Below are 19954 nucleotides of genomic sequence, written 5' to 3'. Positions count from 1 at the left end.
CTTCTTGACCGTCTCCAGCCCGTGCGGTCAAGTACGCAGTGCATAAAGGAGTAATGATGCGCCACGCGGCCTATGTGTTCGATGCCTATGGCACCCTGTTCGACGTGCATGCGGCGGTGCGTCGCCATGCCGGCGAAATCGGGCCGGAAGGACAGCGTTTTTCGGAACTGTGGCGCGCCAAGCAGCTCGAATATTCCTGGGTCTTCACCCTGATGGGTGAATACACCGACTTCTGGACCATGACGGAGCGGGCGCTCGATTTCGCCTTCGCAAGAATTCCCTCGGTTGATCGCCGCCTGCGGCAGGATCTGCTCGACGCCTACTGGCAACTCGACTGTTATGAAGAAGTTCCCGCGGTACTCAAAGCGCTGAAGGCCGGCGGCGCGCGGCTGGCGGTTCTGTCCAACGGGTCGCCCGCAATGCTGGAATCGGCAATCCGCTCCTCCGCCCTCGACACGGTTCTGGATGAGGTTTTCTCGGTGGAAACGGTCCGCCGCTTCAAGACCGATCAGAGCGTCTATGAAATGGTCACCAATGCCTGGCGCATCTATCCGCAGAACGTGTCGTTCCAGTCATCGAATCGCTGGGACGTTGCGGGCGCGCAGCATTTCGGATTCCGCACGGTCTGGCTCAACCGAACGGACCAGCCGGACGAATATGAAGAGTTTCCGCCTGACCTGATTCTACCGTCTCTCGACGGATTACTGACGTAACGTAAGAAGATTCCGCACATTCCGGGCGCGTGCTATGATGCATCTATAACACACTCGACCAGGAACTGCGCCGAATGCGTGATTTTTCACCTTCAAGTCAAAGTTACTCGGTCTATCAAGCATGTTCCGATAACTTCTCTCACCCTAGGGCGGGAACAAGGGATTTAAATCCCGCATGTGATCCGGAGGGCCGGCATTCAGGCTTTCGGGGTCATCAGTCCTGACGAAACGCGAGTACACGAAAGAACCATGTCCAATTCCCCCACTGCCGTACGATCACTCACCCGGCGTCGTTTTCTGTCCCTGAGCGCAATTGGCGCCGCATCGGTCGGCCTGTCCGCCTGCGTCAGCGACCAGAGCGAAAAGCCCGCGATTGTCTCGCGTCCCGCGCCCAAGCCCGGCCCCGTCCAGTACAATTCCATGTACTCGGCCGTCGTTGATGCCGGCTACGACATTCCCGCTGTTCCGATCGAGAAGATCAACCCGCGCTACTACCGTCAGGAAGTTGCCGATCCGACCGGCGAGCGTCCCGGCACCATCGTCGTCGACACCGCCAACCACTTCCTCTACCTCGTGCTCGAGAATGGCCGCGCCCTGCGCTATGGCGTCGGCCTTGGCCGCGCCGGTTTCGAGTGGGCCGGTCGCGCCGAGATCAAATACAAGCAGCAGTGGCCCCGCTGGTTCCCGCCGGCAGAGATGATCGACCGTCGTCCGGAGCTCGAAAAATATCGTTCCGAGTACGACAAGGCCAACGACAAGTGGGTCGGCGGCATGCAGCCCGGCGTTTCCAACCCGCTCGGCGCCCGCGCGCTCTACATCTTCGAAGATGGCAAGGACACGCTCTACCGCGTTCACGGTTCGCCCGAGTGGTGGACCATCGGCAAGTCGGTTTCCTCGGGCTGCGTGCGCATGCTCAACCAGGACGTGATCGACCTTTACACGCGCGTTCCAGATGGTGCGCCGATCCTCGTCACCTCGGGCCTGCGCACCGTTTGACGCGATGGTCCCGTCAGGACTTGAATGAGAAAGGGGCGCTCTAGCGCCCCTTTTTTAAACTCCCGAGAATGCCCCGCACCAGCGCCCTTCCAAGCGAGGTGCCGACGGAGCGGACCACCGATTTGATGGCGGCTTCCGTGACCGACTGCCGGTTGGACGTGCGCCGGCGCGGCGTGGTCGTCGTCTTGCGCCGCGTCGTGGTGGTGGTTTTCGCGCCATCGCCGAAATCGGGCAGCGACCAGCGCGTGCGCCCTTCCCCGTCACCGGCCTCTTCGGCCTCCTGCGCGCTTGCCTCGGCCTTCGCCTTCTCTTCGGCTTTCTTTTGCAGCATCTCGAAGGCGGATTCGCGGTCGATGCTCTCGTCGTACTGACCGAACACCGGGCTCGCCTTCATAAGCTTGTCGCGTTCTGCATCCGTGATCGGCCCGAGCCGCGATGCCGGCGGGCGGATCAGCGTCCGCTGCACGATCGAGGGAACGCCCTTGGATTCCAGCGTCGAAACCAGCGCCTCACCGACGCCAAGCTGCGTGATCGCTTCGAAACAGTCGAATTCGGGATTGGGCCGAAACGTGTCAGCTGCCGTCTTCACGGCCTTCTGCTCGCGTGGCGTATAGGCGCGCAGTGCATGCTGCACGCGGTTGCCGAGCTGGCTCAGAACCGTCTCGGGAACATCGAGCGGGTTCTGCGTGACGAAATAGACGCCAACACCCTTGGAGCGGATCAGCCGCACCACCTGCTCGACACGCTCGACCAGAACCTTCGGCGCGTCATCGAACAGGAGATGCGCTTCATCGAAGAAGAAGACGAGGCGCGGCCGGTCCGGGTCCCCCACTTCCGGCAGTTCCTCGAACAGTTCCGAAAGCAGCCAGAGCAGGAACGTCGCGTAAAGACGCGGGTTCATCATCAGCTTGTCGGCGGCCAGCACGTTGATCGCGCCGCGGCCGTCGCGCGTGGTGCGCATGATGTCGCCGATCTCGAGCGCCGGTTCGCCGAAGAAGAAGTTCGCCCCCTGCTGCTCCAGCACCAGAAGCGTGCGCTGGATCGCGCCGACAGACTGCTTCGACACATTGCCGTAGCGCGTGCCGATCTCGTCGGCGCGGTCCGCCACATGCACCAGAAGCGCCTGCAGGTCCTTCATGTCGAGCAGCAGCAGCCCTTCCTCATCGGCAATGCGGAAGGCAATGTTCAAAACACCTTCCTGCGCGTCCGAGAGGTTCATCAGCCGCGACAGAAGAAGCGGCCCCATCTCCGAGATGGTGGTGCGGATCGGGTGGCCCTTCTTGCCGAAGAGATCCCAGAAAATGACCGGGAACTCCTGAAACTCATACGGGTCGAGCTTGATCGCGTCGGCGCGTTTGGTGAGGAAGTCCTTCTCCTCGCCCATCATGGCAATGCCGGAAAGGTCGCCCTTCACATCCGCGCAGAACACGGGCACGCCCGCATTCGAAAACCCTTCAGCGAGGATCTGCAGCGTCACCGTCTTGCCGGTGCCGGTTGCGCCGGTGACGAGCCCGTGCCTGTTGGCGTATTTCAGCAGAAGACGCTCGGCCTGCTGGTAGCTGTCGTCCGGATGCCGACTGGCCCCCAGAAAAATCGTGTCGTCTGCCGTCATGAAATAGCCTCGCTCGATCAACCCGTTGCTGCGCAATGTTCTCCGGTATAGTCAGCCCCGCAGAAACACTCAACGGCGTTGTGCACGCGCGCTGAAAGCGAGGCTTTCATGCAACGCTCGGGGCTATTTGGCCTATTGTGCATTGCGGCGTGATCTGTGGCGTCCTAAACTCCGGGCTCAGTAAAGGGTGGTTGCCTTGGGCTGGAAACGCGCAAAGCGGCGGATCCGGCCTCGGCCATCGGCGAATCGGGAGGCATGATGGATCGCGCGATCCTAAAAAAAGTGAAGTTCCCCCAGATCGATCAGGAGCGCTGGCGCGACCTGGTGGTCGAATCCCTGAAGGGGGAAGCAGGTCCGGAAGCTCTCTCCTGGCAGACGGATGACAACATCTCCATGCGCGCACTTTACGAGCGCATGCAGGACGCCAAGCCGCTGGCGCGCGGCCGTGGAAAATCCGGCTGGGCGCATGTTCAGCGCATGGACGATCCGGATCCCGTGCGCGCCAATCTTCAGGCGAAGGAAGACATCGCACAGGGCGCAACGGGCCTCGCGCTTGTCTTTGCAGGCGCTCCCAACGCATTCGGCTTCGGCATGCCCGCAACGCCCGAGGCGGTTGCGAAGGCGCTCGACGGCATCGACCTGCAGGGCATGCACCTGCGCATGGACGCCAATCCGAGCAGCCGCGCCATTGTCGACTGGCTGACCCAGCTTTTCACCGAGCGCCGCATCAACCCGGCCGCCATGACGCTTTCCTTCGGCATTTCTCCGGCAGCCACCTTTGCCGGAACCGGCAAGCTGCGCATGTCCATCGAGGCGCTTGAAGCCTCCATGCCGCAGTCCTTTGCGGGCTTCTTCGCGATGGATCTGCCCGGCATCCTGCTTGAGGGCGATGGCCGCGTGTTCCACAATGCCGGCGCTTCCGAGGCGCAGGAGCTTGGCATCATGCTTGCCTCCGCAGTCTCACATCTGCGCATGTTCGAGCAGGCCCGCCAGCCGCTTGTCTATGCCGCGCCGCATATCGGCTTCTCGCTCTGCGTCGATCAGGATCAGTTCCTGTCGATCGCCAAGATCAGGGCCCTGCGCCGCCTGTGGGCGCGTGTTCAGGAGACCTGCTCCATCGAGCCGTCTCTTGCGACGATCCACGCAGAGACCTCCTATCGGATGATGACGGCGAAGGACCCGGAGACGAACACGCTGCGCACCACCATCGCCGCCTTTGCGGCGGCTGTTGGCGGCGCGGACACGCTGTCCGTCCTGCCGCACACCATCGTCCACGGCCTTCCCGATCCCGATGCGCGGCGGCTTGCCCGCAACACGCAGCTCATTCTCTCCGGCGAAAGCCATCTGGATCTGATCATCGACCCGGCGGCCGGTGCCGGCGGCATGGAAACGCTCACCGCCGCGCTCTGCGAAAAGGCGTGGGACGAGTTCCGCCGCATCGAGAGCGAGGGCGGCGTGCTGCGCAGCCTGATGAACGGACACATTCAGGAGCGCGTGCTCGATATGCGCGAGCGCCGCGAGCAGCGTATCAATGACGGCAAGAAGGCCATTGTCGGCACCACCATCTATCCGGCTGCCGAAGAGCGCCCGGTCAAGACGCTCAAGGCGGTTTCGCCCGACATCTCCGGTGAGGTGGCCGCCGTGCGTTGCCAGCCGCTGCTTGCCCAGCGTCTCGACGAGACTGGAGGAGGCATCGCATGATTCCGGACTTCGCCAGCATCGACTGGTCGGTCCCTCATTCATCGCCTCTCCCAGCCCAGACCCCGCCGGCAGACACGCCGGAAGGCATCGCCATCAAGTCTTCCTATTCGGAGGATGATTTAAGGGGTCTGCGCTTTCTCGACACCTATCCGGGCGCAGCGCCCTTCATTCGCGGCCCCTACCCCACCATGTATACCCGCCGGCCCTGGACCATTCGCCAGTATGCCGGTTTCTCGACGGCTGAAGAATCCAACGCCTTCTACCGGCGCAATCTCGCCGCCGGCCAGAAAGGCCTGTCGGTCGCCTTCGACCTCGCCACCCATCGCGGCTATGACAGCGACCACCCCCGTGTTGCGGGCGATGTGGGCATGGCCGGTGTGGCGATTGATTCCATTCTCGACATGCGCCAGCTCTTCGACGGCATTCCGCTCGACAAAATGAGCGTGTCCATGACCATGAACGGCGCGGTTCTGCCGATCATGGCGCTCTACATCGTCGCGGCAGAGGAACAGGGCGTCGCCCACAGGGATCTTTCGGGCACCATTCAGAATGACATTCTGAAGGAGTTCATGGTCCGCAACACCTATATCTACCCGCCCAAGCCCTCAATGCGGGTGATCTCCGACATCTTCGCCTACACGGCGGAGCACATGCCCAAATTCAACTCCATCTCGATCTCCGGCTATCACATGCAGGAGGCCGGCGCGTCCGCCGATCTGGAGCTGGCCTACACCATCGCCGACGGCATCGAATATGCCCGCGCCGGCATCGCCGCCGGGCTCGACATCGACCGTTTCGCGCCCCGCCTGTCCTTCTTCTGGGCCATCGGCATGAACTTCTTCATGGAAGTGGCCAAGATGCGCGCCGCGCGTCTTCTCTGGGCCACGCTCCTGAAAGAGAATTTCGCGCCGAAGAGCGAGCGCTCGCTGTCGCTGCGCACCCATTGCCAGACATCCGGCTGGTCGCTCACCGCGCAGGATCCCTACAACAATATCGTGCGCACCATGGTCGAGGCCATGGCCGCCACCCAGGGCCACACCCAGTCTCTGCACACCAACGCCTTTGACGAGGCGCTGGCCCTGCCGACCGACCATTCTGCGCGCATCGCCCGCAACACGCAGCTTGTGCTGCAGCTTGAATCCGGCACCACGCGCATGATCGACCCATGGGGCGGCTCCCATTTCGTCGAGCGCCTCACACACGATCTCGCCAACCGCGCCCTCAAACACATCGAAGAGGTGGAAAGCCTCGGCGGCATGGCTGCGGCCATCGAGAAGGGTGTGCCGAAGATGCGCATCGAGGAAGCGGCTGCCCGCACCCAGGCGCGGATCGATTCCGGCGAACAGCTCGTCGTCGGCGTCAACAATTACCAGCCCGAACGCGACACCGAGGTGGACGTGCTCAAGGTGGACAACGCCGAAGTGCGCGCCCGCCAGCTCGCCAAGCTGCAGCAGCTCAAGGGCACGCGCGACGTGGCCGAAACCGAGAATGCGCTCGCGGCCCTCACCCGCGCCGCCGGGGGAGACGGAAACCTTCTCGAATTCGCCGTCCGCGCCGCCCGCGCCAAGGCAACGGTAGGCGAGATTTCTTCGGCACTCGAAAAGGTCTTTGGCCGCCATGTGGCCGAGATCCGCACCATTTCCGGCGTCTACCGCAAGGAGGTGGGCGACCTTCCCTCCGTCGAACGCGCGCACCAGAAGGTGGAGAAATTCCGCAAAAAGACGGGTGCCCCCCCCCGCATCCTGATCGCCAAGATCGGGCAGGACGGGCATGACCGCGGTCAGAAGGTCATCGCCACCGCCTTCGGCGACCTGGGGTTCGACGTCACCGTCGGCGCCATGTTCCAGACGCCTGAAGAAGTGGCCGAGCTCGCCATCGCCAATGATGTGCAGATCGTCGGCGCATCGTCGCTCGCCGCCGGTCACCTCACCCTCATCCCCGAGCTCAGGGCAGCCCTGGAAAAGCGCGGCCATGGCGACATTCTTCTGGTTGCCGGCGGCGTCATTCCCCCGGATGATTTTGCGGCCGTACATGAAGCCGGCGCTGCGGAAATCTTCCCACCCGGCACGGTCATCCCGGAAGCCGCCGAGCGCCTGCTCGACCGGCTTCTGAAATCAGGCTAATCGCCCATTCTTGAAATGGCCGCCCTCTGCTATACCCTGAGTTGCAACATGCAGAGCCGGAGCCATGAATGTGACCATTCGCAAGATCGGAAATTCGGAAGGGGTCATCCTTCCAAAGGAAGTGCTTGAGCGGCAGGGTCTCAAATCCGGTGACCAGCTGGTCCTCACGGAGACGGAGAATGGCATTTATCTGAAAACAGCGGACGACCATTTTGAACGCCAGCTGGAAGCTGCCCATCAGATCATGGATCAATACAAGGTCGCGCTGCGGAAACTCGCCGAATGAGCTGGAGTCCGTTCTTGCACGCGCGGAGAACAAGGCAGCCTACGAAGGCCTGACATCCATGATCTGGCAGCTGCATATGTCTGCGGCATTCTTCCGCGACCACACGGTCCCTCTCGAAACCTGAACCTCACGGCACGAAACCTGCATTCAAAATCGGGCCAGTCCGGAGTTGTGCCAAAATGAACCGCCGCAGATTTTTGAAAGCCAGCGCAGGGTTTGCCGTTCTCGGTCTTTCCATGCCGCATCTTGCCTTTGCCGACGCCGCGCTCGGGCGCATGGCGGCTGGTGCTGCCAGTGCGCGGGATTTCGGCATCGATCCGAACAGCGCCACAGATCAGACTTCGGCCCTCACCGCCCTGCTTGTACGCGCCAGCGCGGAATCCATACCGGTCTTTCTCCCACCCGGCCGCTATCGCCTGTCAGGCCTGCCGCTTCCCCGTCAGATCCGCCTCATCGGTGTTCCCGGCGCAACGCGCCTCGTGCAGGAACGCGCCGGCGCATTTCTCACGGCGCGCGACAGTGAACACCTTTCCCTGTCGGGCCTTGCGCTCGATGGCGTGTACATGCCGCTTTCCGGCGATGCGCGCGCGCTTCTCGACATTGACGGTGCAGAACACCTCGCCATTGAGCAATGCGCCTTTCGGGCCAGCAGCGGCAGTGGCCTAGCCCTTCGCCGCGCACGCGGGCGGATCCGCGACAGCGAGATCGCGGACGCCTCCGACTACGCCCTTTACGCGCTGGATTCGGATGGGCTCTACATCAGCGCCAACACCATTGCCGATTGCGGCAATGGCGGCATTCTCGTCCATCGCAGCAGCCCCGGCGCGGATGGCAGCCGCATTGCGGGAAACCGCATCACCCGCATCCGCGCAGACAGGGGCGGCACCGGCCAGTATGGCAATGGGGTCAACGCCTATCGCGCCGACAATCTGCGCGTATCGGACAATGAAATTTCCGACTGCGCCTTCTCGGCCATACGCGGCAATAGCGCCGGCAATCTCCAGATTTCCGGCAACACCTGCCTGCGCTCCGGCGAGACGGCGCTCTATGCCGAGTTTGCCTTTCAGGGCGCGGTCATCACCGGCAATCTGGTGGATGGCGCGGCCCACGGCATTTCCATGGCCAATTTCGACAAGGGCGGCCGCCTCTGCGCCTGCACGGGCAACATCGTCCGCAACCTCTCGGCAAACGGCCCCTACCCCTCGCCCATGGCCGGTTTCGGCATCGGCATCAATGTCGAGGCCGACAGCGCGGTCACCGGCAATGTCATCGAGAACGCGCCGCTTGCCGGCATTCGCATGGGCTGGGGGCCCTTCCTGCGCAACATCACCGCTTCGGGAAACGTCATCCGCAAGGCGAAAACCGGCATCATTGTCTCCGTGGTCGAAGGCACGGGCGCAGCAGTCATTTCCGGTAATGTCTTTGAAGACACGCCGGATGGCGCGGTCGTCGGCCACCGCTGGGCCGACGCCGTCACCGGCGACCTGCTGCGCGCCGGCAGCAAGGACATTCCGCACCTGACAGTCGCAGACAATCGCGCAGGCTAAACCGAAAGAGCTGCCCTTTCTGTCGAACGATGCTCAGCAGGTGTGCGGCTTCAACTTCACTGCGCCGCCTTGAGAGGCAGGTAAATATCCGTGCGGAGTTCGCTTTGCGGCACCTCGCGCGGATCGTTCAGATAGGCCTCGAAGATGGGAGCATCCTCCGGCTCATAGCCGGATGCAGGCAGCCACACGCCCAGAAACCAGCGATAGGCCCCGCGCATGTCGGCATAAGGGCCCGTATAGCTCAGCTTCGCATATGCCCCACCGCGCAGCACCGTCTCCACGAGAGGCGCATCGATTGCGAAGGACTCTGCCACCGGCAGACAGGCGCGCGAGCGCAATTCGGTCTCGGGGCCGATATCCGGATCGTCGAAGAACACGCCGATCATGGCCGGCTCGGCCGGGATCGCGTCGCGGGCGGCAAGCGTGGTGAAGAGCCGTCCCATGGCGTGATCGATTTCCATATGGGAGCCGGTGTGATCGATCCCTGCGCAACGACGTTCCGGCACACGCTCCACCACCACCGGAAAAGCGCGCGCCGCACCTGCGGCATTCGCGGCCCTGAATGCTGCATGCGATCCCTTTTCGCGATAGGCTGCGGGGCTCATGCCGAAAGCGCTTTTGAACGCCCGGCCGAACGTGTCTGGCGAACCATAACCGGCACGAGCGCCGATGGCGTCGATGTCCAGTTCTGAATTAGCCAACCGGTCGGCGGCGCGCTGGAGCCTCAACCGGCGGATCGTCGCGACAATGGTTTCGCCGCGCATGGCCGAGTAGATGCGGCTCCAGTGATAGGGCGAGAGGCAGGCAACTTCCGCCAGCCGATCAAAGGAGAGATCCTCCTCAAGGTTGGCATAGACGTGATCGAGCACCCGGTTGAGGCGGTCATTGTAGTTTTCCAGGCAGGTCATGAATGTCCTCTGTCATGCTTGAAATCACGGAACTTCTCGCACGATGTGGACAGGCAAATCCTGCGCACTTGAAGCATGGCCGTCAGCCTTGTCGCTTGAGAGGCCATGCCGTCATGCCGTTGCACCATCAATGGTTTGGAACGTCCCCTGCGTCCCCAGAGGGGCGCACGGCAATCTAGGGTCAGGACCCATTAATATGGCCGCAATGGTCGACCTGAACATCCACAACGTCTGAAGGCCGCAGCCCGCCGACCTCGAAACCGCGCCGGTTGGTCAGAACGGGCCGCGCCATCTCATGCAGCGTCCCGGCAAGCGCATCCCCCTTCAGAAGCTGCGCCAGAACCTCGGCCACCATCACTTCGGCAGCCCGCGTGGCTCCGTCATCGCATTTGAGCGCAATGCCGAGGCCCTTCTCGGGGATCGCCGCACAGAATACGCCTTCCGCCCCCGTCTTGGTGAAGATGCGGCCCTGTCCGGCCTCCATCATGCGTGTGTCGGACCGTCCGCTGCCCGCCACATAGAACGGCTCGGCCATGCAGGCCGCAAAAATCCGTCTGGCGGCTTTCGCCCTTTCCGGCGCAAACCCCGTGCCCGTCGCCATGCGCGCAAAACCCTGCGCCAGCGCCCGAAGCGGCACCGCATAGGTGGGAATGGAGCAACCATCCGTGCCGCACAGATCGCTCTTGTGCGCAGCGCCCGTCACATCTTCCATCGCTGCCTTCACCGCATCCTGAAGCGGGTGACCCAGCGCCACATAGCCCTGCGGATCATGTCCCAGATGGGCGCAGGTGCATAAGAAACCCGCATGCTTGCCGGAACAGTTGTTGTGCGCCGCCGTCGGCTCCGAAAGAGTGCGCGCCTGCTCGATCAGCACATCTTCCTGAGAAGACCAGTGCGCCCCGCACTCGAAAGCGTCCGCGCCGAGCCCCGCCCGCTCGAGCATAGCGATAGCCAGCGCCGCATGTTCCGGCTCGCCCGAATGCGACGAACAGGCGAGCGCGATCTCGCGATTGCCGAAGCCATAGGCATCCGCCGCCCCGCTTTCCACAAAGGGCAGCGCCTGAATGGACTTCACGGCTGAACGCGGGAAAACCGGTCGGTCGATATCGCCCAGGCTCATCACCGCGCCGCCATCCGCATCAAACACGGCGATGGCGCCCCGGTGCCTGCTCTCGACAACGTTACCGCGCAACACCTCGACCAGAACCGGATTGCCCATGTTTTCACCGTAATTTGCGGGATTCATTTTCATCATCTTCCGGCGACAATAGACTGGCCCCCATGCGTTTTTTCAAGCGAACTTTGCTCTTTCTCCTCGTCGTCTTCGTTTTGCCGGCCTCAGCTTCACTGGCCTGGTGGGCGGTGCAGGAACGGCCTGGCTCCTGGCGCAGCGCCGACTGGTCGGCGAGTGGCGTGCTGCCCGCGCCCGCAGACGATCCGCAGGCCGCAGTCTATGTGATGGCCGCACGCACCGGCGGCATGAAAGGCGCGCTCTCCGTTCACAGCTGGCTCGTGCTCAAACGTGCGAACGCCTCCGGCTATGACCGTTACGACAAGGTTGGCTGGGGCAGCCCGGTGCGCCGAAACGCCTACCCGGCGGACGGGCGCTGGTATTCCAACACGCCTTATGTGGTGACCGCCATCAAGGGAGAAGAGGCCGAACCCCTTATCCCTCAGATGGAAGCGGCCATCGCCAGCTATCCGTTTTCGCAGCGCGGCGATTACGGCCTGTGGCCCGGCCCCAATTCCAATTCCTTCACCGCGCATGTGCTGCGCACGGTGCCCGACCTCGACATTGCCCTGCCGCCCACCGCCGTCGGCCGTGATTATCGCCCCGGCGTCTTCGCCTTCGATCACGCGCCCGACTGGAGCGATGTCCATGTGTCCTTTGGCGGCCTGGCAGGGTTTGCCGCCGGCCTGCGCTCAGGCTTCGAGCTTCAGTTTCTGGGACTGGTCGCCGGCCTCGACATACGAAACCCGGCACTGAAAGTGCCGGGCTTTGGACGCGTCGAACTGTGGCCGTCGGCAACGGCAGGCGAGAAGGCCGCGCCTTCTACTTGATCCGTTCGAGGATCGACACATAGTTGGCGACTGCCGCGCCACCCATGTTGAAGATGCCACCCAGCGTCGCGCCGGGAATCTGGATGCCGCCGGCCTCGCCGGTCAGCTGCATCGCCGTCAGCGCGTGCATGGAAACGCCGGTCGCGCCGATCGGGTGGCCCTTGGCCTTCAGGCCGCCCGACGGGTTCACCGGCAGACGCCCGTTCTTCTGTGTCTGACCTTCGAGCGCGATCCTGCCGCCCTCGCCGCGCTTCGCCAGTCCCATGGCCTCATATTCGATCAGCTCGGCAATGGTGAAACAGTCATGCGTCTCCACGAAGGAGAGATCGTCCAGCGTCACGCTGGCGCTCTTCAGCGCCTGCTTCCATGCCGCCTCACAGCCCTCGAACTGCAGGATGTCGCGCTTCGACATGGGCAGGAAGTCCTGCACATGCTCATTGGCACGCAGCGCCACCGCACGGCGCATCGAAAGCGCCGTCTGCGTGTCCGCCAGAACCACAGCCGCCGCCCCGTCGGAAACCAGCGAACAGTCCGTGCGCTTCAACGGGCCGGCAACATAGGGGTTGCGCTCACTCTCCTGACGGCAGAACTCAAAACCCAGATCCTTGCGCATCTGCGCGTAAGGATTGTCGACGCCGTTCTTGTGGTTCTTTGCCGCCAGCGCCGCCAGCGCATCCGTCTGGTCGCCATATTTCTGGAAATAAGCATCCGCGATCTTGCCGAAAACGCCGGCAAAGCCACCCGGTATCTCGCCATCTTCCGGCAGATAGGATGCTTTCAGCAGGTTTTCCGCAATCTGCGGTCCCGGCGTCTTGGTCATCTGCTCCGCGCCCACCACCAGCACGATGCGCGCCGCACGCGCCTCAATGGCACGCGCGCCCTGCCGCACGGCGGCGGAACCGGTCGCGCAGGCGTTTTCCACCCGCGTCGCCGGCTTGAAGCGCAGCCGGTCATCGGCCTGCAGCACGAGGCTTGCGGTAAAATCCTGCGGCGAGAAACCCGCGTTGAAATGGCCGAGCACGATCTCGTCCACATCCTCCGGCCCGATGCCCGCATGGTCCAGCGCCTCACGCGCCACCTGCACGATCAGCCCTTCCAGCGTGTCGTCTGTCAGCTTGCCGAATTTGGAGTGGGCCCAGCCCACGATGCATGCGGTCATCTCGTCTCTCCCGGACCGCCAGCCACAGGCCGGCGCGTTGATGAACTGTCTCACAAAATCATAAATCCGGCGCGAAGACCGTTCAAGCCTGAACTATTTAAACACCCGGCCCGAGCCTCCGATTTTTTCTTGATTGACTCATCAATCAATAATAAACGAGAGCCATGCCCAAGATCGGAATGGAACCCATCCGCCGCCGCGCGCTCATTGATGCGGCCATCAGCGCCATTGGCGAGCGCGGCGCGCTGAACGTCACAATGTCGGACATTGCCGGTCGCGCCGGCGTGTCGACCGCGCTGGCGCATCACTATTTCGGCGGCAAGGACGACCTCCTTTTCGCCACGATGCGCCACATCCTCACCCAGCTCGGCAATGAGATCCGCCCGGCCATCGCCCCGCTCTCCGGGCCTGAGCGGGTGCGCGCGATCATCGCGGTCAACCTCTCGCCGGAGCAGTTCCGCCCCGAGATCATCGCCGCCTGGCTCGCCTTTTATGTGGAGGCGCGGCGCGATGCAGCGCTTGGCCGCCTCTTCCGCATCTACGTGCATCGCCTTCACAGCGACCTTCTGAGCGGCCTCGCCGGTCTTCCCCGCCCTGCCGCCATACGCACCGCGCGCGGCATCGCCGCCCTTATCGACGGTCTTTATCTGCGCCGCGCGCTCGGCGAAGGCGTCGAGGATTCCCGGACCGCCATCTTCCTCGTCGAAGACTATCTCGACATGGCGCTTGCCCGTCACACGCCCCACGGGAGCCCGTTCCATGGCTGAAGCCGATTTCGTCATCATCGGGTCCGGCTCCGCCGGCGCCGCGCTTGCCTACCGCCTGTCGGAAGACGGCAGGCATTCGGTCATCGTCATCGAATATGGCGGCAGCGATATCGGCCCCTTCATCCAGATGCCCGCCGCCCTCTCCTTCCCCATGAACATGGCGCGCTATGACTGGGGTTTTCAGAGCGAACCGGAGCCTCATCTGGGCGGGCGCGTTCTGGCCACGCCGCGCGGCAAGGTGATCGGCGGCTCCTCCTCCATCAACGGCATGGTCTATGTCCGCGGCCACGCGCGCGACTTCGACCACTGGGCCGAACAGGGCGCGGCCGGCTGGGCCTATGCGGATGTGCTGCCCTACTTCAAGCGCATGGAGACGATGGAGGATGGCGAAGCCGGCTGGCGCGGAACCGACGGCCCGCTTCATGTACGCAAGGGCCCGCGCGACAATCCGCTCTTTTCCGCCTTCGTTGAAGCGGGCCGACAGGCCGGCTTCGAGACCACGCCGGACTATAACGGCTCCAAACAGGAAGGCTTCGGCGCACTCCAGCAGACGATCCACAGGGGCCGGCGCTGGTCCACGGCCAACGCTTACCTCCGGCCCGCGCTGAAGAGAAAGAACGTGAGTCTCGTCAATGGCTTCGCGCGCCGCGTTGTCATGGAGAATCAACGCGCCACCGGCGTCGAGATCGAAGCTCACGGAAAGATTCAGGTCGTTAAAGCAAGACGTGAAGTCATTATCGCAGCATCAGCGATCAATTCACCAAAGCTGCTGATGCTTTCTGGCATCGGCCCCGCCGCGCATCTGCGTGAACGCGGTATTGATGTCGTGGCCGACCGGCCCGGCGTTGGCGGCAATCTGCAGGACCATCTGGAACTCTACATCCAGCAGGAATCACTTCAGCCGATCACGCTCTATTCAAAGCTCAATCTCCTTTCCAAAGGGTTGATCGGCGCTGAATGGCTGTTCTTTAAATCGGGTCTGGGCACATCGAATCATTTCGAGGCTGGCGCATTCGTCCGCTCCGCAGCCGGCGTCGAGTATCCGGATATCCAGTATCACTTCCTGCCCGTCGCCATCCGCTATGATGGCAAGGCGGCGGCGAAGGGACACGGCTTTCAGGCGCATGTCGGACCGATGCGCTCCAGATCGCGCGGCGCGATCCGCCTCAGATCTGGCGACGCCTGGGACAAGCCGGAGATCCGCTTCAACTACATGTCGCACCCGCAGGACTGGAGCGACTTCCGCCACTGCATCCGCCTCACCCGCGAGATCTTCTCGCAGGACGCCTTCACCCCCTATCGCGGGCGAGAGATCGCGCCGGGCGACAGCATCCAGTCCGACGATGAACTCGACGCCTTCATCCGCGATCATGCCGAAAGCGCCTATCATCCCTGCGGCACCTGCCGTATGGGTGCGGCAAGCGACGCGATAAGCGTTGTCGACGGGGAATGCCGCGTGATCGGGGTCGAAGGTCTGCGGGTCGCAGATTCGTCGATATTCCCCCGTATCACCAACGGCAATCTCAACGGGCCATCGATCATGGTGGGCGAGAAAGCCGCCGACCATATTCTTGGCCGGACACCGCTCGGCCCGTCCAATCAGGAACCCTGGATCAACCCGCGCTGGCGGGAGACCGACCGATAGGGCAATTTCAGGAAAGGCGGAAACCGGTTTTCCGCCCGGAATTGGGCAAAACAAAAAGTTTCAGCGCTTTCGCAACTCAACGAAAAGCGAAGGCGCTCCAAAGCTGGAGACATTATGCGCGCGCAGCCAAAAGCATCGCACTACATCAACGGCCACTATGTGGAAGATGAACAGGGCGCCGTCATCGATGTCGTTTATCCGGCAACGGGCGAGACCATCGCACGCGTTCATTCCGCGACCCCGAACATCGTCGAGCTTGCCGTCGAGGCCGCACGCGCAGCCCAGCCGGCCTGGGCGAAGCTGAAACCCGTTGAGCGCGGACGCATTCTGCGCCGCGCAGCCGACCTTCTTCTTAAGCACAATGAAGAACTGGCCGCGCTGGAAACCCTGAACACCGGCAAGGCGCTTCAGGAAACGCTGGTCGCCGACGCCCCTTCCGCCGCCGAGGCTCTGGAGTTTCTGGGCGGCGCGGTTGCCGCCTTCAACGGCGAACAGGTAGAGCTTGGCGGCGCGTTCGGCTACACGCGACATGAACCGCTCGGCGTATGCGTCGGCATTGGCGCGTGGAACTATCCGATCCAGATCGCCGGCTGGAAATCCGCCCCCGCACTCGCCATGGGCAACGCCATGGTGTTCAAACCCTCCGAGGTGACCCCGCTTTCCGCGCTGAAGCTCGCCGAGATTTACACCGAGGCGGGGCTTCCGGACGGTCTCTTCAACGTGGTGCAGGGATTGGGCGATGTCGGCGCAGCGCTTGTCGCCCATCCCGGGGTCGCCAAGGTGTCGCTCACCGGCTCGGTGGAGACCGGCAAGAAGGTGCAGTCGCTCGCCGGCAGCCACATGAAGCCCGCCACGATGGAGCTCGGCGGCAAGTCGCCGCTGATCGTGTTCGATGACGCCGATCTGGAAAACGCCATTGGCGGCGCCATGCTCGGCAATTTTTATTCGACTGGCCAGATCTGCTCCAACGGCACCCGTGTTTTCGTGCAGAAGGGCATTTACGAGCGCTTCCTGTCACGCCTGACGGAACGCACCAGTGCGATTCGCCTGGGCGACCCGCTCGACCCCGAAACCCATCTCGGGCCGCTCATCAGCAGGGCGCAGCATGACAAGGTGCTGCGCTATATCGAGATCGGCCGCGAGGACGGCGCAACGCTGCATCATGGCGGCAGCGCACCCGGACTGCAGGGGCTGGAAGACGGTTACTATGTGGAGCCCACGATCTTCACCGATGTGACCGACGGAATGCGAATCGCGCGTGAGGAAATCTTCGGGCCGGTGATGAGCATTCTCACCTTCGAGGACGAAGACGAGGTGATCGAGCGCGCCAATGACACGCCATTCGGCCTTGCAGCCGGCGTCTTCACGCAGAACCTCGCCCGCGCCCATCGCGTCATCAACGCGTTGAAAGCCGGCACCTGCTGGATCAACACCTACAATCTGACACCCGTGGAACTGCCCTTCGGCGGTGTGAAGCAGTCCGGCTTCGGCCGGGAGAACGCCATGGCCGCGCTCGCCGCCTATTCACAGGCCAAATCGGTCTATGTGGAGACCGGCGATGTAGAAAGTCCGTATTGAATGTCGGTTTGATCTTGCGCAGTTCAAATCCGGCGGCTATAAGCCCGCCGTCTGGTCACGGAGTGTAGCGCAGCCTGGTAGCGCACCTCGTTCGGGACGAGGGGGTCGCAGGTTCGAATCCTGCCACTCCGACCAGTTTTCAGAAATCGACATTTTGCCCAAGGGTTGAGCCAGTCCTCCCCTTCAAGCTGTGTCGACTCCCCCTCTCTGCCACCCGTTCTCGCGCAGATTGCTCTCGCACTTCCAGCGCGTCGGCAGGGATTTTGAGCATTCCCGAAAGTCGGAAATGCGCATGTGTGATCAGGGGGTGAACTATCTTTCAATCAGACCTTGTTTCAAACACAATCCACATCCATATGTGGAGCATCGAACTTGCTGTTGAACTTTGTTCCGCGCTGCAAAGCGCCCCTACGATCTTCCCTCAAATTCGAACTACCCGGTGCTTGGCAATCGTCAGGCATCGATTCCCTATGACGATTTGAAAGGAAAATCGCATGATTACTGGAACCGTAAAATTCTTCGACACCACCCGCGGCTTTGGCTTCATCGCACCCGATGACGGCGCGAACGACGTGTTCGTTCACATCTCTGCCGTCGAGCGCGCTGGCATGCAGTCCATCGTTGAAGGTCAGAAGCTCAGCTTCGAGATCGTTCAGGACCGCCGGTCGGGCAAAAGCGCTGCGGACAACCTGCAGGCTGCATAAGCTTCGTCTCCGCCACGTGACCACGGATGTACTGGCACGGGGCGTTGAGATGATCGAGAAGGTCGGGCTAGCGCCCGGCCTTTTTTTGTTTTCTGACAGAGATCATGCGCGATAGCGCGCCGCGCCAGCCTCACCCAGTGCTTCTGCATCAATCGGCATTAAAGCTGGAACAGAAACGTCTCGCCTGAAACACGGGCGGGCCGACCATGACGGAAAAGCGATCTTCGAGGGAAAATCGCCTACTCGGCCTTTTGCCATATGGGCATGCCGAGAGCGATTGCCGTGCAGGCATAGCCGATATGGGCCGGCGCGCCTTCGCGCCGATAGCGCGCGATCGTCGCCCTGCCCACCTGCAGCACCCTTGCTGCATGCCGTTCGCTGAAACCGAGATGCTTCAGCCAGGCATCGAAATCCGTTGCGCCCATCGCGGCAGGCCGCGCGCCCCGTCCACGCGCGGGGTGCTCGTCTTCTTTATCCGCCCTGAATGCGACGACGTTCACCCCGTCCCTCCGTCTGAATGACAAATGCCGCACCACTTCCCCTGATGTGCGACGGCTAGCAATACACAATGCCTGGTTGAATTATGCAACCTGTAAATTCCAATCAATTGGGGAAACCTCGCACAGCCGCTTCACCACAATCGGCTGAGGGCCGCTACGTCGGGTGAATTTCTTAACACCGCGTTAAGAGCACGCGCCTAGGGTCTGCGCCATCATCAAACGAAACCACCCGGAGACGGCAATGCGCGGATTACTGATTTCGGCTTCCATCGCCACGTCCCTCTTGTTTGCAACGGTTTCCCCCGGCCAGGCCGAGGGTACGCTGCTGACGGTCAGCGGCGAGATCGACAACACCAATCGTGAGGCGTTTGACCCGTTCTTTGACGGGTTTCTGAAGTTCCACGACAAGACGTTCGACAAGGCGCACAGCTTCGACTGGGAGACGCTTGCCGCCCTTCCGCAGAAGACGATCAAGGTGAATGCCGACACGGAAGACTGGCCGCGCCCGCTCACCATGGAAGGCCCGCTTCTGAAAGACGTTCTTGCCACGGCCGGTGCGACAGGCGACAGCGCGACACTCTATGCGCTCGATGGCTTCGGCTTCGAGATGGATGCCGACAAGATGGCCGCCCATGAATGGATCCTCGCCATGAAGGTCGACGGAAAGCCACTCGGGATCGGCGGGCTCGGGCCGCTGTGGCTGGTCTACGACACCGGTGGCGCCAAGGCGCCGGAAGAAGAAGAACGCGGCTGGGTCTGGTCGGTTTTCCACATCGAAGTCGAATAGACGATACGCAAACGGCGCCCTTCGGCGCCGTTTTTCATTCCATGAACCGCGTGCCCGGCGCCACCCTCAGGCGACGACCTCATGCGGCGCGCGATACATCACCTGGTCGCGCCCGCCCCGCTTGGCCCTGTACAGAAGGAAATCGGCCTCGCGGACAACTTCATCCAGCGTTTGCTCCGGGCGATGCATGGCAACGCCGATGCTCACCGTGGTGGAAAGCTCTTCGGGGTGCGCCGTGCACCCAACGAGACGGCAGCTCAGGGCGATGCGCTCCGAAACCGTGCGCGCAAGCGGCAGGTCCGCGCCCGGCATGAACACGGCGAACTCCTCGCCGCCAATGCGCGCGCAGATATCATCCACGCGCACGCTCTGGCGAATTGCCTCCGCCACCAGCACAAGCACCCGATCCCCCTCGGCATGGCCAAACCGGTCGTTGATCAGCTTGAAGTGATCCACATCGATGAAGAGAACGACACCTGCCGAGGCGTCGGCTTCTCCGATAAACGCGCCCGCCTGCTGCATGAAATGGCGACGATTGCACAGGTCGGTCAGGCAGTCGGTCGTGGCGGCCCTGTCCAGCTCAGCCGCCAGTTTCGCGACCGTCGCCGTCTTGCTCAGAAAAACATAGGAGATCGGGTAGGCCACAAAAACGGTGATGACGGCCGTGAGAATCAGGTCGAGCATCAGCCGGTCGGAAAAGAATATGGAGTAAAGAATGAGCGTCAGCGCGTCAGCACCCACGGCAGCGCCCAGAGTGACGATGCATGCCTGTTGCCAGATGCGCAACGCGTAAAACCGCTCGAACACCGCCTGCAAACGTCCCATCCCCTCGCCCTTTTGCCGGCACATAATATTTCAGCGGTGTAA

General features: G+C 62.5%; 18 protein-coding genes and 1 tRNA gene. 13 read left to right on the top strand and 6 right to left on the bottom strand.

Translation table 11 applies throughout. The annotated features are described in order from the left end of the window. Nucleotides 1–56 precede the first annotated feature (56 nt). Both NDI72_RS00930 and NDI72_RS00925 read left to right on the top strand, forming a co-directional pair. Complete coding sequence (locus tag NDI72_RS00930; protein ID WP_113154585.1) at nt 57–713, top strand: haloacid dehalogenase type II; 657 nt, start codon at nt 57–59, stop codon at nt 711–713. Nucleotides 714–962: 249 nt separating this feature from the next. Next, nucleotides 963–1709, top strand: coding sequence for a L,D-transpeptidase (locus NDI72_RS00925; protein WP_206545897.1), 747 nt, complete (start codon nt 963–965; stop codon nt 1707–1709). A gap of 40 nt (nt 1710–1749) precedes the next feature. Here NDI72_RS00925 and NDI72_RS00920 read toward each other — a convergent pair whose 3' ends face one another. Beyond that, nucleotides 1750–3321: a helicase HerA-like C-terminal domain-containing protein gene (locus tag NDI72_RS00920; RefSeq protein ID WP_206554013.1), complete on the bottom strand. Its 1572-nt coding sequence runs from the start codon at nt 3319–3321 to the stop codon at nt 1750–1752. A gap of 255 nt (nt 3322–3576) precedes the next feature. On the opposite strand from NDI72_RS00920, the gene NDI72_RS00915 reads away from it, so the two are divergent. From NDI72_RS00915 to NDI72_RS00900, 4 genes are all read left to right on the top strand, one after another. After that, a complete protein-coding gene (locus NDI72_RS00915; protein WP_206545895.1) occupies nt 3577–5022 on the top strand; it encodes a methylmalonyl-CoA mutase family protein in 1446 nt (481 codons plus the stop codon). Next, a complete protein-coding gene (scpA, locus tag NDI72_RS00910; protein WP_283799300.1) occupies nt 5019–7145 on the top strand; it encodes a methylmalonyl-CoA mutase in 2127 nt (708 codons plus the stop codon). The genes NDI72_RS00915 and scpA overlap by 4 nt, the downstream gene beginning before the upstream one ends. A 64-nt stretch (nt 7146–7209) precedes the next feature. Next, on the top strand, nt 7210–7431 hold the full coding sequence (locus NDI72_RS00905) for an AbrB/MazE/SpoVT family DNA-binding domain-containing protein (protein WP_283799298.1): 222 nt from the start codon (nt 7210–7212) through the stop codon (nt 7429–7431). 179 nt (nt 7432–7610) lie between these two features. Then, nucleotides 7611–8978 carry a TIGR03808 family TAT-translocated repetitive protein gene (locus NDI72_RS00900; protein WP_283799297.1) on the top strand — a complete coding sequence of 456 codons (1368 nt, stop codon included), beginning with the start codon at nt 7611–7613 and terminating at the stop codon, nt 8976–8978. A 56-nt stretch (nt 8979–9034) separates the two neighbouring features. On the opposite strand, the gene NDI72_RS00895 is transcribed toward NDI72_RS00900, so the two are convergent. Together NDI72_RS00895 and NDI72_RS00890 are read right to left on the bottom strand one after the other, a co-directional pair. Then, nucleotides 9035–9886 carry an AraC family transcriptional regulator gene (locus NDI72_RS00895; RefSeq protein WP_283799296.1) on the bottom strand — a complete coding sequence of 284 codons (852 nt, stop codon included), beginning with the start codon at nt 9884–9886 and terminating at the stop codon, nt 9035–9037. A 181-nt stretch (nt 9887–10067) separates the two neighbouring features. Next, nucleotides 10068–11105, bottom strand: a complete 1038-nt coding sequence (locus NDI72_RS00890) for an asparaginase (RefSeq protein ID WP_283799449.1) — start codon at nt 11103–11105, stop codon at nt 10068–10070. 62 nt (nt 11106–11167) lie between these two features. Here NDI72_RS00890 and NDI72_RS00885 point away from each other — a divergent pair, with 62 nt between their 5' ends. Further along, on the top strand, nt 11168–11947 hold the full coding sequence (locus NDI72_RS00885; RefSeq protein ID WP_283799294.1) for a DUF3750 domain-containing protein: 780 nt from the start codon (nt 11168–11170) through the stop codon (nt 11945–11947). Here NDI72_RS00885 and NDI72_RS00880 read toward each other — a convergent pair. Next, nucleotides 11940–13106 carry an acetyl-CoA acetyltransferase gene (locus NDI72_RS00880; RefSeq protein WP_206554019.1) on the bottom strand — a complete coding sequence of 389 codons (1167 nt, stop codon included), beginning with the start codon at nt 13104–13106 and terminating at the stop codon, nt 11940–11942. The two genes, NDI72_RS00885 and NDI72_RS00880, sit on opposite strands and share 8 nt — an antisense overlap. Nucleotides 13107–13270: 164 nt before the next feature. Between NDI72_RS00880 and betI the strand changes: the two genes are divergently transcribed. The 5 genes from betI (at nt 13271) to NDI72_RS00855 (ending at nt 17800) form a co-directional block, all read left to right on the top strand. Next, nucleotides 13271–13873, top strand: a complete 603-nt coding sequence (betI, locus tag NDI72_RS00875) for a transcriptional regulator BetI (protein WP_206993709.1) — start codon at nt 13271–13273, stop codon at nt 13871–13873. Next, nucleotides 13866–15518, top strand: coding sequence for a choline dehydrogenase (gene betA, locus NDI72_RS00870; RefSeq protein ID WP_283799292.1), 1653 nt, complete (start codon nt 13866–13868; stop codon nt 15516–15518). The genes betI and betA overlap by 8 nt, the downstream gene beginning before the upstream one ends. Before the next feature lie 114 nt (nt 15519–15632). After that, the gene (betB, locus tag NDI72_RS00865) at nt 15633–17096 is read left to right on the top strand and encodes a betaine-aldehyde dehydrogenase (protein WP_206547280.1); all 1464 of its coding nucleotides are present in this window, start codon (nt 15633–15635) and stop codon (nt 17094–17096) included. A 58-nt stretch (nt 17097–17154) separates the two neighbouring features. Further along, nucleotides 17155–17231: transfer RNA gene (locus NDI72_RS00860), tRNA-Pro, on the top strand. Between the two features lie 359 nt (nt 17232–17590). Beyond that, nucleotides 17591–17800, top strand: coding sequence for a cold-shock protein (locus NDI72_RS00855; RefSeq protein WP_206545885.1), 210 nt, complete (start codon nt 17591–17593; stop codon nt 17798–17800). Between the two features lie 239 nt (nt 17801–18039). Here NDI72_RS00855 and NDI72_RS00850 read toward each other — a convergent pair whose 3' ends face one another. Then, on the bottom strand, nt 18040–18300 hold the full coding sequence (locus NDI72_RS00850; RefSeq protein ID WP_206547279.1) for a hypothetical protein: 261 nt from the start codon (nt 18298–18300) through the stop codon (nt 18040–18042). Nucleotides 18301–18541: 241 nt separating this feature from the next. Between NDI72_RS00850 and NDI72_RS00845 the strand changes: the two genes are divergently transcribed. Next, nucleotides 18542–19087, top strand: a complete 546-nt coding sequence (locus NDI72_RS00845) for a putative pterin-binding protein (protein ID WP_206547278.1) — start codon at nt 18542–18544, stop codon at nt 19085–19087. 66 nt (nt 19088–19153) lie between these two features. On the opposite strand, the gene NDI72_RS00840 is transcribed toward NDI72_RS00845, so the two are convergent. Further along, nucleotides 19154–19912 carry a GGDEF domain-containing protein gene (locus NDI72_RS00840; protein WP_283799290.1) on the bottom strand — a complete coding sequence of 253 codons (759 nt, stop codon included), beginning with the start codon at nt 19910–19912 and terminating at the stop codon, nt 19154–19156. Between the last annotated feature and the right edge of the window lie 42 nt (nt 19913–19954).

Source organism: Nitratireductor sp. GZWM139 (genome assembly GCF_030068685.1).
Lineage (GTDB): Bacteria > Pseudomonadota > Alphaproteobacteria > Rhizobiales > Rhizobiaceae > Nitratireductor > Nitratireductor aquimarinus.
This window is presented reverse-complemented; position numbering and strand designations above follow the sequence as displayed.